The following is a 15,636-nucleotide window of genomic DNA, read 5'->3' on the forward strand; positions in this document are numbered from 1 at the left end:
AAGAAAATGAGTCAAAAAATCAGAATAAAACTAAAATCTTACGATCACATGTTAGTAGACAAGTCTGCTGAAAAGATTGTAAAAACAGTTAAAAGTACAGGAGCAGTTGTTACAGGTCCAATACCATTACCAACTCACAAAAAACTTTTCACAGTATTACGTTCTCCACACGTTAACAAAAAAGCAAGAGAGCAATTTGAAGTAATGTCATACAAGAGATTGATTGATATTTATTCCTCTTCATCAAAAACTATTGATGCCTTGATGAAACTGGAATTGCCTAGCGGTGTTGAAGTAGAGATCAAAGTTTAAGTAGCTTACTAGTAAGAAAAGGACGCTGTTTTTAATCGAAAATTATTTTTTTGGTTTGTGTGTAAATAAGTTATACATTTGCACCCACTTAAAAAATAGGATTTGGTTAAAAGCTGCGTTCTATATTTATATTTAATAATTAATAATTAATAATTATGTCTGGGTTAATTGGTAGAAAAATCGGCATGACTAGCATTTTCGACGAAAACGGGAAGAATATTCCTTGTACAGTAATCGAAGCTGGACCATGTGTTGTTACCCAAGTCAGAACCAAAGGTGTTGACGGGTATGAAGCGTTGCAACTTGGTTTCGATGACAAAAACGAGAAACATTCCACAAAAGCGGCTTTAGGTCACTTTGCAAAAGCGGGAACTGTAGCTAAGAAAAAAGTCGTTGAATTCCAAGATTTCGCAACAGAACAAAAATTAGGAGATCTTATTGATGTTTCTATTTTTGCTGAAGGAGAATTTGTAGATGTGCAGGGTGTATCTAAAGGTAAAGGTTTTCAAGGGGTTGTTAAACGTCACGGTTTTGGTGGTGTTGGTCAAGCAACTCACGGTCAACACAACCGTTTAAGAGCGCCGGGTTCTGTAGGAGCGTCTTCTTATCCATCCAGAGTATTCAAAGGAATGCGTATGGCTGGACGTATGGGAGGAGACAATGTAAAAGTTCAAAACCTTAGAGTTTTAAAAGTAGTGGCTGAAAAGAACCTACTTGTTATTAAAGGATGTATTCCTGGATGTAACAACTCTTATGTAATCATTCAGAAGTAATGGAAGCAAAAGTATTAGATTTCAACGGAAAAGATACTGGAAGAAAAGTGCAACTTTCTGATTCAGTATTTGGTATAGAACCAAACAATCACGCAGTATACCTTGATGTTAAGCAATATCTTGCTAATCAAAGACAGGGAACGCACAAAGCTAAAGAAAGAGCTGAAGTAGCGGGAAGTACGCGTAAGATTAAAAAACAAAAAGGAACTGGTACTGCTCGTGCGGGTAGTGCAAAGAATCCATTGTTTAAAGGTGGTGGAACAGTTTTTGGACCAAGACCAAGAAGCTATTCATTTAAATTGAATAAAAGCTTGAAACGTTTGGCTAGAAAATCTGCTTTCTCTATTAAAGCTAAAGAATCGAATATTATCGTTCTTGAAGACTTTAGTTTTGAAACACCAAACACTAAAAATTTCATCAACGTTTTGAAAGCTTTAGAGTTAGAAAATAAAAAATCCCTGTTTGTGTTGGGTGATGTAAATAAAAATGTATATTTGTCGTCACGCAATTTAAAAGGCTCTAGCGTAGTAAGTAGCTTAGAATTAAGTACTTATGCTATATTAAATGCTAATAATTTAGTGCTTTTAGAGAGTTCTTTGGAGATAATTGAAGAAAATTTAAGTAAATAATAGGATATGAGCATCATAATTAAGCCTATAGTAACGGAAAAAGTAACCAAAGAAAGTGAAGTTTTAAACCGCTTCGGATTCGTTGTTGATAAAAAAGCAAACAAAGTGCAAATTAAGAAAGCTGTTGAGGCTGCTTATGGAGTAACTGTTTTAAGTGTCAATACGATGAATGTTAGGCCAGATAGAACTACTAAATACACTAAAAGTGGTTTAATAAGTGGAAAGACGAATGCAACTAAAAAAGCAATTGTTCAAGTACAAAAAGGAGAAACAATTGATTTTTACAACAATATCTAAGATAGAAAAATGTCAGTAAGAAAATTAAAACCTATTACCCCAGGTCAGCGATTTAGAGTTGTGAATGGTTATGACGCCATTACAACTGATAAGCCGGAACGCTCTTTGATAGCGCCGATAAAAAACTCTGGTGGTAGAAATAGTCAAGGAAAGATGACCATGCGTTATACGGGTGGTGGTCACAAGCAGAGATATCGTATCATTGATTTTAAACGTACTAAAGAAGGAATTCCTGCTACGGTAAAATCAATTGAGTATGATCCGAATCGTACTGCATTTATCGCTTTGTTAGCGTATGCTGATGGAGAGAAAACGTATGTTATTGCTCAAAACGGATTGAAAGTTGGTCAGAAATTAGTTTCTGGTCCTGAATCTCAACCCGAAATTGGGAATACATTACCGTTGAGCAGAATTCCTTTAGGAACTGTTATTTCTTGTATCGAATTGAGACCAGGTCAAGGAGCTGTAATAGCTCGTTCTGCTGGAACATTTGCTCAATTAATGGCAAGAGATGGAAAATACGCAACAATCAAAATGCCTTCTGGTGAGACAAGATTGATCTTGTTGACTTGTTCGGCTACAATTGGAGCGGTTTCTAATTCAGACCATCAATTAGTTGTATCAGGAAAAGCTGGTAGAACAAGATGGTTAGGTAGAAGACCTAGAACAAGACCTGTAGCGATGAACCCTGTCGATCACCCAATGGGTGGTGGTGAAGGTCGTTCTTCTGGTGGACATCCACGTTCAAGAAATGGAATACCAGCAAAAGGTTATAGAACTCGTTCTAAGAAAAACCCGAGTAACAAGTATATCGTAGAACGTAGAAAGAAATAATAAGATATGGCACGTTCATTAAAAAAAGGACCTTTCGTTCATTATAAGTTAGACAAGAAAGTTCAAGAAAACATTGCAGGTGGAAACAAAGGAGTTGTTAAGACATGGTCTAGAGCTTCTATGATTACTCCGGACTTTGTTGGGCAAACTATCGCAGTTCATAACGGTCGTCAATTTGTACCAGTTTACGTAACAGAAAACATGGTAGGTCACAAATTAGGAGAATTTTCACCAACTAGATCTTTTAGAGGTCATGCTGGAGCAAAAAATAAAGGTAAAAAATAAGAAGCAATGGGAGTTCGTAAAAGAGAAACAGCAGATGCGAGAAAAGAGGCTAATAAGTCTATTGCTTTCGCAAAATTGAATAACTGCCCCACTTCACCTAGAAAAATGCGCTTAGTAGCGGACTTGGTAAGAGGTCAGAAGGTAGAAAGAGCATTGAACATCTTAAGATTTAGTTCTAAAGAAGCTTCAAGAAAATTAGAAAAATTGGTTTTGTCTGTAATTGCCAACTGGCAAGCAAAAAACCCTGACGCTAATATGGAAGAAGCAGGTTTATTTGTAAAAACGATTACAGTAGATGGTGGAATGATGTTGAAAAGACTTCGTCCAGCTCCACAAGGTCGTGCACACAGAATAAGAAAACGTTCTAATCACGTTACAATCGTGCTTGGATCTATTAATAACACACAAGCAATTTAATAAAGATGGGACAAAAGACAAATCCAATTGGAAATAGACTTGGTATCATCAGAGGATGGGACTCAAACTGGTATGGTGGAAATGATTACGGTGATAAACTTGCCGAAGATTATAAAATCAGAAAGTACATCCATGCTCGTTTATCAAAAGCTAGTGTATCAAAAGTAATCATCGAGAGAACTTTGAAACTTGTAACCGTTACTATCACTACAGCCAGACCGGGTATTATTATCGGGAAAGGTGGGCAAGAGGTAGACAAGTTGAAAGAAGAACTTAAGAAAGTTACTGACAAAGAGGTTCAAATCAACATCTTTGAAATCAAAAGACCTGAGCTTGACGCGTATCTAGTTGCTACCAGCATCTGTCGTCAAATCGAAAGCAGAATTTCTTACAGACGTGCAATCAAAATGGCAATTGCCGCCTCTATGCGTATGAACGCAGAAGGTATCAAAGTTTTGATTTCTGGTCGTTTGAATGGTGCTGAGATGGCTCGTTCAGAAGGTTTCAAAGAAGGTAGAATTCCTCTATCAACTTTCAGAGCTGATATTGATTATGCTTTGGCAGAAGCTCATACTACTTATGGTAGAATGGGGATCAAAGTGTGGATCATGAAAGGTGAAGTTTATGGAAAGAGAGATCTTTCTCCACTTGCCGGAATGGACAAAAAACAATCTGGTGCCGGTGGTAAAGGTGGCGATTCTCCTAGAGGAGACAGAAAGCCTTTTAATAAAGGTGGTAAACCAGACGCTCGTAAACGAAAGTAAATTTTTAAATTAAAGAAAAATGTTACAGCCTAAAAGAACAAAATACCGTAAGGTACAAAAAGGTAAAATGAAAGGGAATTCTCAAAGAGGACATGAACTTTCTAATGGAATGTTTGGTATTAAATCTGTACATGAAGATGGAATGTTCTTAACTTCTCGTCAAATAGAAGCTGCACGTATCGCTGCAACTCGTTTTATGAAAAGAGAAGGGCAGTTATGGATCAAAATATTTCCAGACAAACCAATTACTAAGAAGCCTCTTGAGGTACGTATGGGTAAAGGTAAAGGAGCAGTTGAGTATTGGGCTGCCGTTGTTAAACCCGGAAGGATTATGTTTGAAGTTGGAGGAGTTCCTTTGTCAGTTGCTAAAGAGGCGTTACGTCTTGCAGCTCAAAAGCTTCCAGTAAAAACTAAATTCGTCGTTGCTAGAGATTTCGAAGCATAATCTATATTATATTATGAAACAATCAGAAATAAAAGATCTTTCTGCAGCAGAGTTGCAAGAAAAGCTTAGCCAAACTAAGAAAACATACGCTGATCTAAAAATGGCTCACGCTATTTCACCAATTGAGAACCCACTTCAAATTAGAAGTGTAAGAAGAACAGTTGCAAGATTAGCTACTGAACTTACTAAAAGACAATAACTGTAGTCTGCTGAAAGATGGAAGAAAAAAGAAATTTAAGAAAAGAAAGAGTTGGTGTTGTAACTTCGGACAAAATGGATAAATCTATTGTTGTTGCAGAAGTGCGTAAAGTAAAACACCCATTATACGGTAAGTTCGTGTTGAAAACTAAAAAGTATCACGCACACGACGAAATGAACGACTGTAACATTGGAGATACGGTAAGGATTAGCGAAACGCGTCCTTTAAGTAAAACCAAATGTTGGAGGTTAGTTGAAATCTTAGAAAGAGCTAAATAATTATGGTACAACAAGAATCAAGACTAAAAGTAGCAGATAATACTGGAGCAAAGGAAGTTTTAACTATCCGTGTTTTAGGAGGTACCAAAAGAAGGTATGCCTCTGTTGGTGACAAGATTGTAGTTTCTATCAAAGATACTGCTCCCAACGGAAGCGTTAAAAAAGGAGCTGTTTCAACTGCAGTTGTTGTACGTACCAAAAAAGAAGTAAGAAGAGCCGATGGTTCATACATTAGGTTTGATGACAACGCATGTGTGTTATTGAATGCTGCTGGTGAAATGAGAGGAACTCGTGTTTTTGGTCCGGTAGCAAGAGAACTTCGTGAAAAACAATTCATGAAAATTGTATCATTAGCACCAGAAGTGCTTTAATTCGTTTTAAGATGATAAAGCTAAAAATAAAATCAGGTGATATAGTAAGAGTAATTGCTGGAGACCATAAAGGTGCTGAAGGTAAAGTATTACGTGTTTACCGTGAGAAAAACAAAGCGATTGTTGAAGGTGTTAACATGGTATCGAAACATACGAAACCAAGTGCAAAAAGCCCTCAAGGTGGTATCGTAAAGAAGGAAGCTTCTATACAAATATCTAATATTTCTTTAATTGATCCTAAAACTAAGGAAACAACAAGAGTTGGTATTAGAGTAGAAGGAGATAAGAAAGTAAGATTTTCAAAAAAATCTAATCAAGTACTATAGTAATGGAGTATATACCTAGACTAAAAGAAGAATATAAGAGCAGAGTAATTGCTGCTCTTAAAGAGGAATTCGGATACGTAAACGTAATGCAAGTTCCAAAATTGGAAAAAATCGTTTTAAGTAAAGGAGTTGGTGCAGCTGTATCTGATAAAAAACTAATCGACTACGCGGTTGATGAGTTGACAAAGATTACTGGACAGAAAGCAATATCTACTATTTCAAAGAAAGACGTTGCGTCATTCAAATTGAGAAAAGGGATGCCTATTGGAGCAAAAGTTACTTTGCGTGGAGAAAGAATGTATGAGTTTTTAGATAGACTTATTACTTCAGCTTTACCACGTGTAAGGGATTTCAGTGGTATTAAAGCTACTGGTTTTGATGGAAGAGGAAATTATAACCTTGGAGTTTTGGAGCAAATCATTTTCCCGGAAATTGATATTGATAAAGTTAACAAAATTTCAGGTATGGATATTTCTTTTGTAACTACTGCAAAAACAGACAAGGAAGCAAAATCATTATTGGCTGAACTAGGTTTACCTTTTAAAAAGAATTAAGACATGGCTAAAGAATCAATGAAAGCCCGCGAGGTTAAGAGAGAAAAAACAGTTGCTAAGTATGCTGAGAAAAGAAAAGCTTTGTTAGAAGCTGGAGATTTCGTAGGTTTGCAAAAGTTGCCAAAAAATGCTTCACCAGTTCGTTTGCACAATCGTTGTAAATTAACAGGTAGACCAAGAGGGTATATGCGTCAATTCGGTCTTTCACGTGTTACATTTCGTGAAATGGCAAATAACGGATTGATACCAGGTGTTAAAAAAGCATCTTGGTAAAATTCAATTATGAATTTCAAATTATGAATTACCTTTTAAAAAGTAATTCATAATTTGAAATTTGTGATTATAGAAATTTATAAATTGGTTTCAGGTTCGACAAATACTTTGTCGAAAACCGTTGCCGCAAATCAATACACATGTATACAGATCCTATTGCAGATTATTTGACGAGAGTTAGAAACGCTGTGGCTGCAAACCACAAAGTCGTTGAGATTCCTGCATCTAATCTAAAAAAAGAAATAACTAAGATCTTATTTGATCAAGGTTATATCTTGAGTTACAAATTTGAAGACAACGCTGTTCAGGGTTCAATCAAAATTGCTTTGAAGTATGATAAAGATACTAAAGAGTCCGTAATTAAAGATATCCAAAGAATTAGTAAACCAGGTTTACGTAAATATTCAAGTTCTTCTACCATTCCTAGAATCCTTAATGGATTAGGCATCGCTATTGTATCTACTTCTAAAGGGTTGATGACAGGAAAAAAAGCGAAGCAATTGAATGTAGGTGGTGAAGTAATTTGTTACGTATACTAATTTAAAGACTATAATAAGATGTCAAGAATAGGTAAAAGTCCGGTTGTAATCCCTGCTGGTGTAACTGTTGAAGTTGCAAATGGTATTATTACAGTAAAAGGAAAAAATGGTCAACTAACTCAGGAGTTTTCGGACGTTACTGTTACAGTTGAAGGGGATCTAGTTCAAGTAGAAAGATCTTCTGATCACAAAGACCAAAGAGCAAAACACGGTTTGTATAGATCTTTGATCAATAACATGATTATCGGTGTAACAGATGGTTTTACTAAGTCATTAGAATTGGTAGGAGTTGGTTACAGAGCTTCAAATCAAGGACAAAAATTAGATTTAGCACTTGGTTATTCTCACAATATTGTTTTAGAAATTGCTCCAGAAGTGACTTTAGAAACAATATCTGAAAAAGGTAAAAACCCTATCGTGAAATTAACATCATTTGACAAACAACTTTTAGGGCAAGTAGCTGCGAAAATCAGAGGTTTCCGTAAGCCTGAGCCGTATAAAGGAAAAGGTGTTAAGTTTGTAGGGGAAGTATTAAGAAGAAAAGCAGGTAAATCAGCTTAAAAAATAAGATTATGTCATTAACAAAACCTGAAAGAAGACAACGAATTAGATTCAGAATTAGAAAAACAATTAGTGGTACTGCTACTAATCCAAGACTATCTGTATTTAGAAGTAACAAAGAAATTTACGCGCAACTTATTGATGACGTAAACGGAGTTACTATATTGGCGGCTTCTTCAAGAGAAAAAGAAATAGGTAACGGTACGAACATTGAAGTTGCTACAGCAGTTGGAAAACTAGTTGCTGAAAAAGCTTTAAAAGCTGGGATAGACGTAGTAACTTTCGATAGAGGAGGTTATTTATATCACGGACGTATTAAATCATTAGCGGAAGGCGCAAGAGCGGCTGGACTTAAATTCTAATATAGTATGTCTAATAGTAAATACAAGAATGTAGAGTTAGTAAAACCAAGTGGTCTTGAATTAAAAGATCGTTTGGTAAGTGTAAATCGTGTTACTAAGGTTACAAAGGGTGGTAGAGCTTTTGGTTTTTCTGCTATTGTAGTTGTAGGTGATGAAAACGGAGTGGTTGGACACGGATTAGGAAAATCTAAAGATGTTTCTGAAGCAATTGCGAAAGCAGTAGAAGATGCTAAGAAAAATTTAGTAAAAATTCCTTTGAATGGTCAGTCAGTTCCTCACGAACAAAAAGGTAAATTTGGTGGTGCACGTGTATTCTTAATTCCTGCCTCTCATGGTACAGGAGTTATTGCTGGTGGAGCTGTTCGTTCAGTTCTTGAATCAGTAGGAATTCATGATGTATTATCTAAATCTCAAGGATCTTCAAATCCTCACAACGTGGTAAAAGCAACTTTTGATGCTTTATTACAAATGAGAAGTGCTTATACTGTTGCAAAACAAAGAGGCGTTTCTTTAGAAAAAGTTTTTAAAGGTTAATTCAAGGAAATTATGGCTAAATTATTAGTAAAACAAGTTAGAAGCAAAATCAACTGTCCTCTTACTCAAAAGAGAGGTTTGGAAGCTTTAGGTCTACGTAAAATGGGACAAGTTGTAGAGCATGATTCAAACCCTACAATCCTTGGGATGATAAATAAAGTTAAACACTTAGTTTCTGTTGAAGAAGCTAAATAACAAATACTGTTATGAATTTAAGTAACTTACAACCTGCTGAAGGTGCTACACACAATCAAAATAAAAGGTTAGGTAGAGGAGAAGGTTCTGGAAAAGGTGGTACTTCTGCAAGAGGTCACAAAGGAGCCAAATCTCGTTCTGGTTATTCTAAAAAGATTGGTTTTGAAGGGGGACAAATGCCGCTTCAAAGACGTGTACCTAAGTTTGGTTTTACAAACATCAATCGTAAAGATTACGAAGGTGTAAATCTTGATACACTTCAACTATTAGTTGATAATGGTGTTATTAAAGATACTGTTGATATGACAGTTTATGTTGCTAATCGTTTAGCTACTAAAAATGAAATCGTTAAGATTTTAGGTAGAGGTGAATTGACAGCAAAATTAAAAGTAACCGCTCACAAATTTACTGCTACTGCAAAAGCTGCTATTGAAGCTGCTGGTGGAGAAGCTGTAACAATGTAATTTTTCAATTAATATGAAGAAATTTATTGAGTCAATTAGTAATGTTTGGAAAATCGAAGAACTGAAAAATAGAATCCTAATTACATTGGGTTTGCTTTTAGTGTATCGTTTTGGGGCTCAAGTAACCTTACCAGGTATTGATGCTACACAGTTGGGTAATTTAGCCGGGCAAACTAAAGAAGGAATTGGTTCAATTCTTGATATGTTTACTGGAGGAGCTTTTTCACAGGCTTCTGTTTTTGCCTTAGGAATAATGCCTTACATTTCTGCTTCAATTGTTGTTCAGTTGATGGGAATTGCGGTTCCATACTTGCAAAAACTTCAAAGCGATGGAGAAAGCGGTAGAAAAAAAATTAATCAAATTACACGTTGGTTGACTATTGGTATCACCTTGGTTCAAGGTCCTACTTACATCTACAATTTATATAGAACGTTACCTAGTAATGCATTTTTATTGGGATTCAATTCATTTGAATTCTTGTTTTCGTCAGTAATTATTTTAGTCACAGGTACAATTTTTGCGATGTGGTTAGGAGAAAAAATTACAGATAAGGGAATAGGAAATGGTATATCTTTGTTGATTATGGTGGGTATTTTGGCAAGATTGCCTCAGGCATTCATCCAAGAATTTACCACGAGAGTGACTAATAATAACGGTGGTCCGATGTTGTTAGTTATCGAAATTATCATTTGGTTATTGGTTATTGTTTGTTGTGTATTGTTGGTTATGGCGATTAGGAGAATTCCTGTTCAATATGCCAGACGTACTACTTCAGGGGATTTTGAACAAGACATGTTAGGTGGAAATAGACAGTGGATCCCTTTAAAGCTTAATGCTTCTGGGGTGATGCCAATTATTTTTGCTCAAGCAATTATGTTCATTCCAGCTGCTTTGGCAGGGCTGTCTAAATCAGATGCTTCGCAGTCAATCGTTGGCGCTTTTAGTAATATGTTTGGTTTCTGGTATAATTTAGTTTTTGCAACGTTAATAATTGTATTTACTTTCTTTTATACTGCAATCACAGTTCCTACTAACAAGATGTCTGATGATTTAAAGAGAAGCGGTGGTTTTATACCGGGTATCAGACCAGGAGTTGAAACTTCTGATTATCTTGATAAGGTGATGTCTTTAATAACTTTTCCAGGATCTTTATTTCTTGCTTTGATTGCCGTGTTCCCGGCGATAATTGTAAGTGTTATGGATGTTCAACAATCCTGGGCAATGTTTTTCGGAGGTACTTCATTGATAATTATGGTAGGTGTTGCCATTGACACAATGCAGCAAATCAATTCATATTTGCTAAATAAGCATTATGATGGTTTAATGAAAAGTGGTAAAAATAGAAAAGCAGTAGCTTAACTTTATGGCAAAACAATCAGCAATAGAACAAGACGGATCGATCATTGAAGCATTATCAAATGCAATGTTTCGTGTAGAGTTAGAGAATGGACATATAGTAATCGCACATATATCTGGAAAAATGCGTATGCATTATATCAAATTATTACCTGGTGATAAAGTGAAACTAGAAATGAGCCCTTACGATTTGTCAAAAGCAAGAATTACTTATAGATATTAAAGGATATTCAAAATGAAAGTTAGAGCTTCAGTAAAAAAGAGAAGTCCCGAGTGCAAAATTGTGCGAAGAAAAGGGAGATTGTACGTAATAAACAAAAAGAATCCTAGATTTAAACAAAGACAAGGATAATTATGGCAAGAATAGCAGGGGTAGATATCCCAAAAAATAAGAGAGGTGTTATAGCACTTACCTACATCTTCGGATTAGGAAATAGTAGAGCTATTGAGATTTTAGAAAAAGCTCAAGTAAGCCAAGATAAAAAGGTTCAAGACTGGAATGATGATGAGATCGGAGCGATTCGTGAAGCAGTGTCCACTTTCAAAATTGAAGGAGAATTGCGTTCAGAAGTTTCTTTAAACATCAAACGTCTAATGGATATTGGGTGTTACAGAGGTATTCGTCACAGAACTGGTCTTCCATTAAGAGGACAAAGAACTAAGAATAACTCCAGAACAAGAAAAGGTAAAAGAAAAACTGTTGCCAACAAGAAAAAAGCAACTAAATAATAAGTAATATGGCTAAAGCAACTGCAAAAAAACGTAAAGTTATCGTTGAATCAACGGGAGAAGCTCATATTTCTGCTACCTTCAATAATATCATCATTTCTTTGACAAACAAAAAAGGTGAAGTTATTTCTTGGTCTTCAGCTGGTAAAATGGGTTTTAGAGGTTCTAAAAAAAATACTCCATACGCAGCCCAAATGGCAGCAGAAGATTGTAGTAAAGTAGCTCTTGAAGCAGGACTTAAAAAAGTTAAGGTGTATGTTAAAGGACCAGGAAACGGACGTGAGTCTGCGATCCGTTCTTTGCATAACGGTGGAATTGAAGTGACTGAGATTATCGATGTTACTCCAATGCCTCACAACGGATGTCGTCCTCCAAAAAGACGTAGAGTTTAATAATATTTTTTTAGTATAACCTAGATAGAATACCGATTATCGAAGGATAAGACCTGAATTCATAATCTCTATCTTAAACAATTTAAAATGGCAAGATATACTGGTCCAAGTACAAGAATCGCCCGTAAATTCGGCGAAGCAATTTTCGGAGACGATAAAGCGTTCGAAAAAAGAAATTATCCACCCGGACAACACGGGATGGCTAAAAAAAGAGGGAAAAAATCTGAATTTGCTATCCAGTTAATGGAAAAACAAAAAGCTAAATATTCTTACGGAATTTTAGAAAAACAATTCAGAGGTTTATTCAAAAAAGCATCAGCAACTAAAGGTGTTACTGGTGAAGTTCTTTTACAATTATGTGAAGCACGATTAGATAACGTTGTTTTTAGAATGGGTATTGCCCCTTCAAGAAGAGGAGCTAGACAACTTGTTTCTCATAGACATGTCACTGTTAATGGTGACGTTGTAAATATAGCTTCTTACCACCTTAAACCTGGTGATAAAGTTGCAGTTCGTGAAAAATCTAAATCTTTAGAAGCAATCGAACGTTCTTTGTCTAATTCAAGTCATGTTTATGAATGGATTACTTGGAATAATGATATCAAAGAAGGTACTTTCGTTTCTGTACCAGCTAGACTTCAAATCCCAGAAAACATTAAAGAACAATTAATCGTAGAGTTGTACAACAAATAATAATTGACTTAGTCGAAATTTATGGCAATATTTAATTTTCAGAAGCCCGATAAAGTTATCATGATCGATTCAACCGATTTTGAAGGTAAATTTGAATTTAGACCTTTAGAACCGGGTTACGGATTGACCGTTGGTAATGCACTTAGAAGAGTTTTGCTTTCAGCATTAGAAGGTTATGCTATTACATCTGTTCGTATTGAAGGTGTAGATCATGAGTTTTCTACTATTTCAGGAGTTGTTGAGGACGTTACCGAAATTATCCTTAATCTTAAACAAGTACGTTTCAAACGACAAATTGAAGATATTGATAATGAATCAGTTACTATTTCTGTTTCCGGTAAAGATCAATTAACAGCTGGTGATTTTCAAAAATTTATTTCAGGTTTCCAAGTTTTGAATCCAGAACTAGTTATCTGTAATTTAGATCCTAAAATTAAACTTAATTTCGATTTAACGATCGAAAAAGGTAGAGGATATGTTCCTGCTGAAGAGAACAAAAAACAGAATGCTGCAATTGGAACTATTTTTACAGATTCAATTTTTACTCCGGTAAAAAATGTAAAGTATGCAATTGAAAACTTCCGTGTAGAGCAAAAAACAGATTATGAAAAATTAGTTTTTGAAATTAAAACTGATGGTTCTATCAATCCAAAAGATGCCCTTACTGAAGCTGCTAAAGTTTTGATTCACCATTTCATGTTGTTCTCTGACGAAAGAATTACACTCGAGGCTGACGAAATTGCACAAACAGAATCGTATGATGAAGAATCATTACACATGAGACAATTGCTTAAAACTAAGCTTGTTGATATGGATCTTTCTGTAAGAGCATTAAATTGTTTGAAAGCGGCTGAAGTTGATACACTTGGTGATTTAGTATCGTTCAACAAAAATGACCTAATGAAATTCCGTAATTTTGGTAAAAAATCTTTAACTGAACTTGATGAACTTGTTGCAGTTAAAAATTTGAACTTTGGTATGGATTTAGCAAAATACAAACTAGATAAAGAATAAATTACTTCATATTTTGATCTCCAAAATGGATAGCATCAAGATGAAAGTATAAAAAAACACGTCATGAGACACGGAAAAAAATTCAATCACTTAAGCAGACAGACTGCACATAGAAAATCTATGTTAGCTAATATGGCTTGTTCTCTTATAGAGCACAAACGTATTAACACTACTGTTGCTAAAGCAAAAGCGCTTAAACAATTCGTTGAGCCTTTAATAACAAAATCAAAACAAGATACGACTCACAATCGTCGTATCGTTTTTGCTTACCTACGTAGCAAATATGCGGTAACTGACTTGTTCAGAGACGTAGCTGCTAAAGTAGGAGACCGTCCAGGTGGATACACACGTATCATTAAAGTTGGGAATCGTTTAGGAGATAATGCTGATATGGCAATGATCGAGTTAGTAGATTTCAATGAACTTTACAATGGTGGTAAAAAAGAAGTTAAAAAAGCAAAAAGCCGTCGTGGTGGGAAAGCTAAAAAAGCAGATGAGGCTACTGAAGCTCCAGCTGCTGAAAGTGAACCAACTGCAGAGACAGCTGCTGAGTAATTATGAAAATAATCATTCAATAAAAATTAAGGATAAGCTATTTATAGTTTATCCTTTTTTTTTGATTTTTTCGGAACAAAAAACGTATTATTTAATAGTGAATTGTCTTGCTGTTCACTGTATCTTTTGCTTTTAAAAAAAAATCAAAAAGATGCCTCCAGACGCTCCAAGGTCATCAGGGCTCTAGGGTAGAATTTTTATTATACAATAAATTTCAAAAACTTGCATCCATTGCTTTAAACAATTAAATTTGCACAATATTTAACTATATATGAAACCCGCTTTGCGAGTTCCATGAGACTATTAAAAATAACATTAGATAGCAACGAATGAAATATACAACAAGACAAAGTGCCATTCTTTTATTGAGTGACGGAACAATATTCCATGGTAAATCTATTGGAATCAGCGGAACTACCTTTGGGGAAGTTTGTTTTAACACCGGAATGACAGGTTATCAGGAAATATTCACTGACCCTTCTTATTTTGGACAATTAATGGTTGCCACGAACGCTCATATTGGAAATTATGGAGTAAACGATTCAGAAATAGAATCAGGTAGTGTCAAAATTGCCGGGTTGGTTTGTAAAAATTTTAGCTTTAATTATTCTCGTTCCGATGCTTCAGGGAGCCTAGAAGATTATTTTATTAAACAAAACTTGATCTGTATATCTGATGTAGATACGCGTGCCCTGGTTAGTTATATTCGGGAGAACGGTGCTATGAATGCTGTAATTTGTACAGATGATACCTCAGTAGAAGAACTAAAAATTGCTTTATCAAAAGTCCCTGATATGAAGGGTTTAGAATTAGCATCTAAAGTTTCTACTACGGAACCTTATTTTTTTGGTGAGGAGAAGGCAACGTATAAAATCGCAGCACTTGATTTAGGAATAAAAATGAATATCCTTCGTAATCTGGCTAAAAGAGATTGTTATATCAAAGTATTTCCTTTTGATTCTTCGTATCAGGATTTAGCTGCATTTAATCCAGATGGATACTTCTTATCTAATGGTCCCGGGGATCCTGAGCCTCTTTCGGGTGCGATTCAAGTGGCTAAAGAAATTCTTGACAATGATAAACCTTTATTTGGAATCTGTCTTGGACACCAAATAATTGGTCTTGCTAATGGAATTTCTACTTATAAAATGTTTAATGGGCACAGAGGAATAAATCATCCTGTAAAAAATATCATCACTGGAAAAGGGGAAATAACTTCTCAAAATCATGGTTTTGCGGTTAATAAAGAGGAATTGGACAATCATCCAAATCTTGAAATTACGCATCTTCATCTTAATGATGGAACTGTTGCAGGGATGCGCATGAAAAACAAAAATTGTTTTTCTGTTCAATACCACCCTGAAGCAAGTCCTGGGCCCCATGATTCGTCGTATTTATTTGATCAGTTTATTGAAAATATTAAAGGATAAAGACAGTTATTTAATTGTCAAAATTTTAAAACAGAAGGGTTTGACTTTAATCAT

At 35.3% G+C, this 15,636-nt stretch carries 30 protein-coding genes; all 30 read left to right on the forward strand.

The annotated features are described in order from the left end of the window. The first annotated feature begins 6 nt into the window (after positions 1-6). Positions 7-312 carry a 30S ribosomal protein S10 gene (gene rpsJ, locus EKL97_RS03550; protein WP_011963470.1) on the forward strand — a complete coding sequence of 102 codons (306 nt, stop codon included), beginning with the start codon at positions 7-9 and terminating at the stop codon, positions 310-312. A 155-nt stretch (positions 313-467) separates the two neighbouring features. Beyond that, entirely contained in the window at positions 468-1,085 is a 618-nt protein-coding gene (rplC, locus tag EKL97_RS03555; protein ID WP_126451836.1) for a 50S ribosomal protein L3, read from the forward strand. After that, on the forward strand, positions 1,085-1,714 hold the full coding sequence (gene rplD, locus EKL97_RS03560; RefSeq protein WP_126568135.1) for a 50S ribosomal protein L4: 630 nt from the start codon (positions 1,085-1,087) through the stop codon (positions 1,712-1,714). The genes rplC and rplD overlap by 1 nt, the downstream gene beginning before the upstream one ends. A gap of 6 nt (positions 1,715-1,720) precedes the next feature. Beyond that, positions 1,721-2,011, forward strand: coding sequence for a 50S ribosomal protein L23 (gene rplW / locus EKL97_RS03565; RefSeq protein WP_126451837.1), 291 nt, complete (start codon positions 1,721-1,723; stop codon positions 2,009-2,011). Positions 2,012-2,020: 9 nt separating this feature from the next. After that, positions 2,021-2,845, forward strand: a complete 825-nt coding sequence (rplB, locus tag EKL97_RS03570; protein ID WP_059114053.1) for a 50S ribosomal protein L2 — start codon at positions 2,021-2,023, stop codon at positions 2,843-2,845. Positions 2,846-2,851: 6 nt separating this feature from the next. Continuing rightward, positions 2,852-3,130 carry a 30S ribosomal protein S19 gene (gene rpsS, locus EKL97_RS03575; protein ID WP_007136562.1) on the forward strand — a complete coding sequence of 93 codons (279 nt, stop codon included), beginning with the start codon at positions 2,852-2,854 and terminating at the stop codon, positions 3,128-3,130. A 6-nt stretch (positions 3,131-3,136) separates the two neighbouring features. Beyond that, positions 3,137-3,547 (forward strand): 50S ribosomal protein L22, encoded by a 411-nt coding sequence (gene rplV, locus EKL97_RS03580; protein ID WP_007136561.1) that lies wholly within the window; start codon positions 3,137-3,139, stop codon positions 3,545-3,547. A gap of 5 nt (positions 3,548-3,552) precedes the next feature. Beyond that, a complete protein-coding gene (gene rpsC, locus EKL97_RS03585; protein ID WP_126451838.1) occupies positions 3,553-4,311 on the forward strand; it encodes a 30S ribosomal protein S3 in 759 nt (252 codons plus the stop codon). A gap of 19 nt (positions 4,312-4,330) precedes the next feature. Then, on the forward strand, positions 4,331-4,756 hold the full coding sequence (rplP, locus tag EKL97_RS03590; RefSeq protein WP_007803637.1) for a 50S ribosomal protein L16: 426 nt from the start codon (positions 4,331-4,333) through the stop codon (positions 4,754-4,756). A gap of 13 nt (positions 4,757-4,769) precedes the next feature. Beyond that, positions 4,770-4,955, forward strand: a complete 186-nt coding sequence (gene rpmC / locus EKL97_RS03595) for a 50S ribosomal protein L29 (RefSeq protein WP_091203666.1) — start codon at positions 4,770-4,772, stop codon at positions 4,953-4,955. Between the two features lie 17 nt (positions 4,956-4,972). Then, positions 4,973-5,233, forward strand: coding sequence for a 30S ribosomal protein S17 (gene rpsQ / locus EKL97_RS03600; RefSeq protein ID WP_066081027.1), 261 nt, complete (start codon positions 4,973-4,975; stop codon positions 5,231-5,233). 2 nt (positions 5,234-5,235) lie between these two features. Further along, positions 5,236-5,604 (forward strand): 50S ribosomal protein L14, encoded by a 369-nt coding sequence (gene rplN, locus EKL97_RS03605; RefSeq protein WP_026717863.1) that lies wholly within the window; start codon positions 5,236-5,238, stop codon positions 5,602-5,604. Between the two features lie 11 nt (positions 5,605-5,615). Further along, complete coding sequence (rplX, locus tag EKL97_RS03610) at positions 5,616-5,930, forward strand: 50S ribosomal protein L24 (protein ID WP_035668111.1); 315 nt, start codon at positions 5,616-5,618, stop codon at positions 5,928-5,930. A 2-nt stretch (positions 5,931-5,932) separates the two neighbouring features. Next, the gene (rplE, locus tag EKL97_RS03615; protein WP_126451840.1) at positions 5,933-6,484 is read left to right on the forward strand and encodes a 50S ribosomal protein L5; all 552 of its coding nucleotides are present in this window, start codon (positions 5,933-5,935) and stop codon (positions 6,482-6,484) included. Positions 6,485-6,487: 3 nt separating this feature from the next. Beyond that, positions 6,488-6,757, forward strand: coding sequence for a 30S ribosomal protein S14 (gene rpsN / locus EKL97_RS03620; RefSeq protein WP_007136553.1), 270 nt, complete (start codon positions 6,488-6,490; stop codon positions 6,755-6,757). A gap of 140 nt (positions 6,758-6,897) precedes the next feature. Further along, on the forward strand, positions 6,898-7,296 hold the full coding sequence (rpsH, locus tag EKL97_RS03625) for a 30S ribosomal protein S8 (RefSeq protein WP_066081018.1): 399 nt from the start codon (positions 6,898-6,900) through the stop codon (positions 7,294-7,296). A gap of 18 nt (positions 7,297-7,314) precedes the next feature. Then, positions 7,315-7,857, forward strand: coding sequence for a 50S ribosomal protein L6 (rplF, locus tag EKL97_RS03630; RefSeq protein WP_126451841.1), 543 nt, complete (start codon positions 7,315-7,317; stop codon positions 7,855-7,857). Positions 7,858-7,868: 11 nt separating this feature from the next. Beyond that, a complete protein-coding gene (gene rplR / locus EKL97_RS03635) occupies positions 7,869-8,219 on the forward strand; it encodes a 50S ribosomal protein L18 (RefSeq protein WP_113636694.1) in 351 nt (116 codons plus the stop codon). Positions 8,220-8,225: 6 nt separating this feature from the next. Next, positions 8,226-8,753 (forward strand): 30S ribosomal protein S5, encoded by a 528-nt coding sequence (gene rpsE, locus EKL97_RS03640; RefSeq protein WP_035668102.1) that lies wholly within the window; start codon positions 8,226-8,228, stop codon positions 8,751-8,753. Positions 8,754-8,765: 12 nt separating this feature from the next. After that, positions 8,766-8,948 (forward strand): 50S ribosomal protein L30, encoded by a 183-nt coding sequence (rpmD, locus tag EKL97_RS03645; RefSeq protein WP_027310825.1) that lies wholly within the window; start codon positions 8,766-8,768, stop codon positions 8,946-8,948. Positions 8,949-8,959: 11 nt separating this feature from the next. After that, the gene (gene rplO / locus EKL97_RS03650; protein WP_126451843.1) at positions 8,960-9,412 is read left to right on the forward strand and encodes a 50S ribosomal protein L15; all 453 of its coding nucleotides are present in this window, start codon (positions 8,960-8,962) and stop codon (positions 9,410-9,412) included. 13 nt (positions 9,413-9,425) lie between these two features. Next, a complete protein-coding gene (gene secY / locus EKL97_RS03655) occupies positions 9,426-10,772 on the forward strand; it encodes a preprotein translocase subunit SecY (protein WP_126451844.1) in 1,347 nt (448 codons plus the stop codon). A gap of 4 nt (positions 10,773-10,776) precedes the next feature. Then, positions 10,777-10,992, forward strand: a complete 216-nt coding sequence (gene infA / locus EKL97_RS03660) for a translation initiation factor IF-1 (RefSeq protein WP_007136545.1) — start codon at positions 10,777-10,779, stop codon at positions 10,990-10,992. 12 nt (positions 10,993-11,004) lie between these two features. Then, the gene (ykgO, locus tag EKL97_RS03665) at positions 11,005-11,121 is read left to right on the forward strand and encodes a type B 50S ribosomal protein L36 (RefSeq protein ID WP_008992256.1); all 117 of its coding nucleotides are present in this window, start codon (positions 11,005-11,007) and stop codon (positions 11,119-11,121) included. Between the two features lie 2 nt (positions 11,122-11,123). Then, positions 11,124-11,498, forward strand: coding sequence for a 30S ribosomal protein S13 (gene rpsM / locus EKL97_RS03670; protein WP_091173715.1), 375 nt, complete (start codon positions 11,124-11,126; stop codon positions 11,496-11,498). A gap of 8 nt (positions 11,499-11,506) precedes the next feature. Then, complete coding sequence (gene rpsK / locus EKL97_RS03675) at positions 11,507-11,890, forward strand: 30S ribosomal protein S11 (protein ID WP_024981527.1); 384 nt, start codon at positions 11,507-11,509, stop codon at positions 11,888-11,890. 87 nt (positions 11,891-11,977) lie between these two features. Then, positions 11,978-12,583, forward strand: a complete 606-nt coding sequence (rpsD, locus tag EKL97_RS03680; RefSeq protein WP_073210389.1) for a 30S ribosomal protein S4 — start codon at positions 11,978-11,980, stop codon at positions 12,581-12,583. A gap of 21 nt (positions 12,584-12,604) precedes the next feature. Continuing rightward, a complete protein-coding gene (locus tag EKL97_RS03685; RefSeq protein WP_126451845.1) occupies positions 12,605-13,597 on the forward strand; it encodes a DNA-directed RNA polymerase subunit alpha in 993 nt (330 codons plus the stop codon). A gap of 63 nt (positions 13,598-13,660) precedes the next feature. Further along, positions 13,661-14,152, forward strand: coding sequence for a 50S ribosomal protein L17 (gene rplQ, locus EKL97_RS03690; protein WP_126458909.1), 492 nt, complete (start codon positions 13,661-13,663; stop codon positions 14,150-14,152). Positions 14,153-14,481: 329 nt separating this feature from the next. Then, positions 14,482-15,582, forward strand: a complete 1,101-nt coding sequence (gene carA / locus EKL97_RS03695) for a glutamine-hydrolyzing carbamoyl-phosphate synthase small subunit (RefSeq protein ID WP_126458912.1) — start codon at positions 14,482-14,484, stop codon at positions 15,580-15,582. Positions 15,583-15,636 lie beyond the last annotated feature (54 nt).

The sequence above is a fragment of the Flavobacterium sp. LS1P28 genome, assembly GCF_003970335.1.
GTDB lineage: Bacteria > Bacteroidota > Bacteroidia > Flavobacteriales > Flavobacteriaceae > Flavobacterium.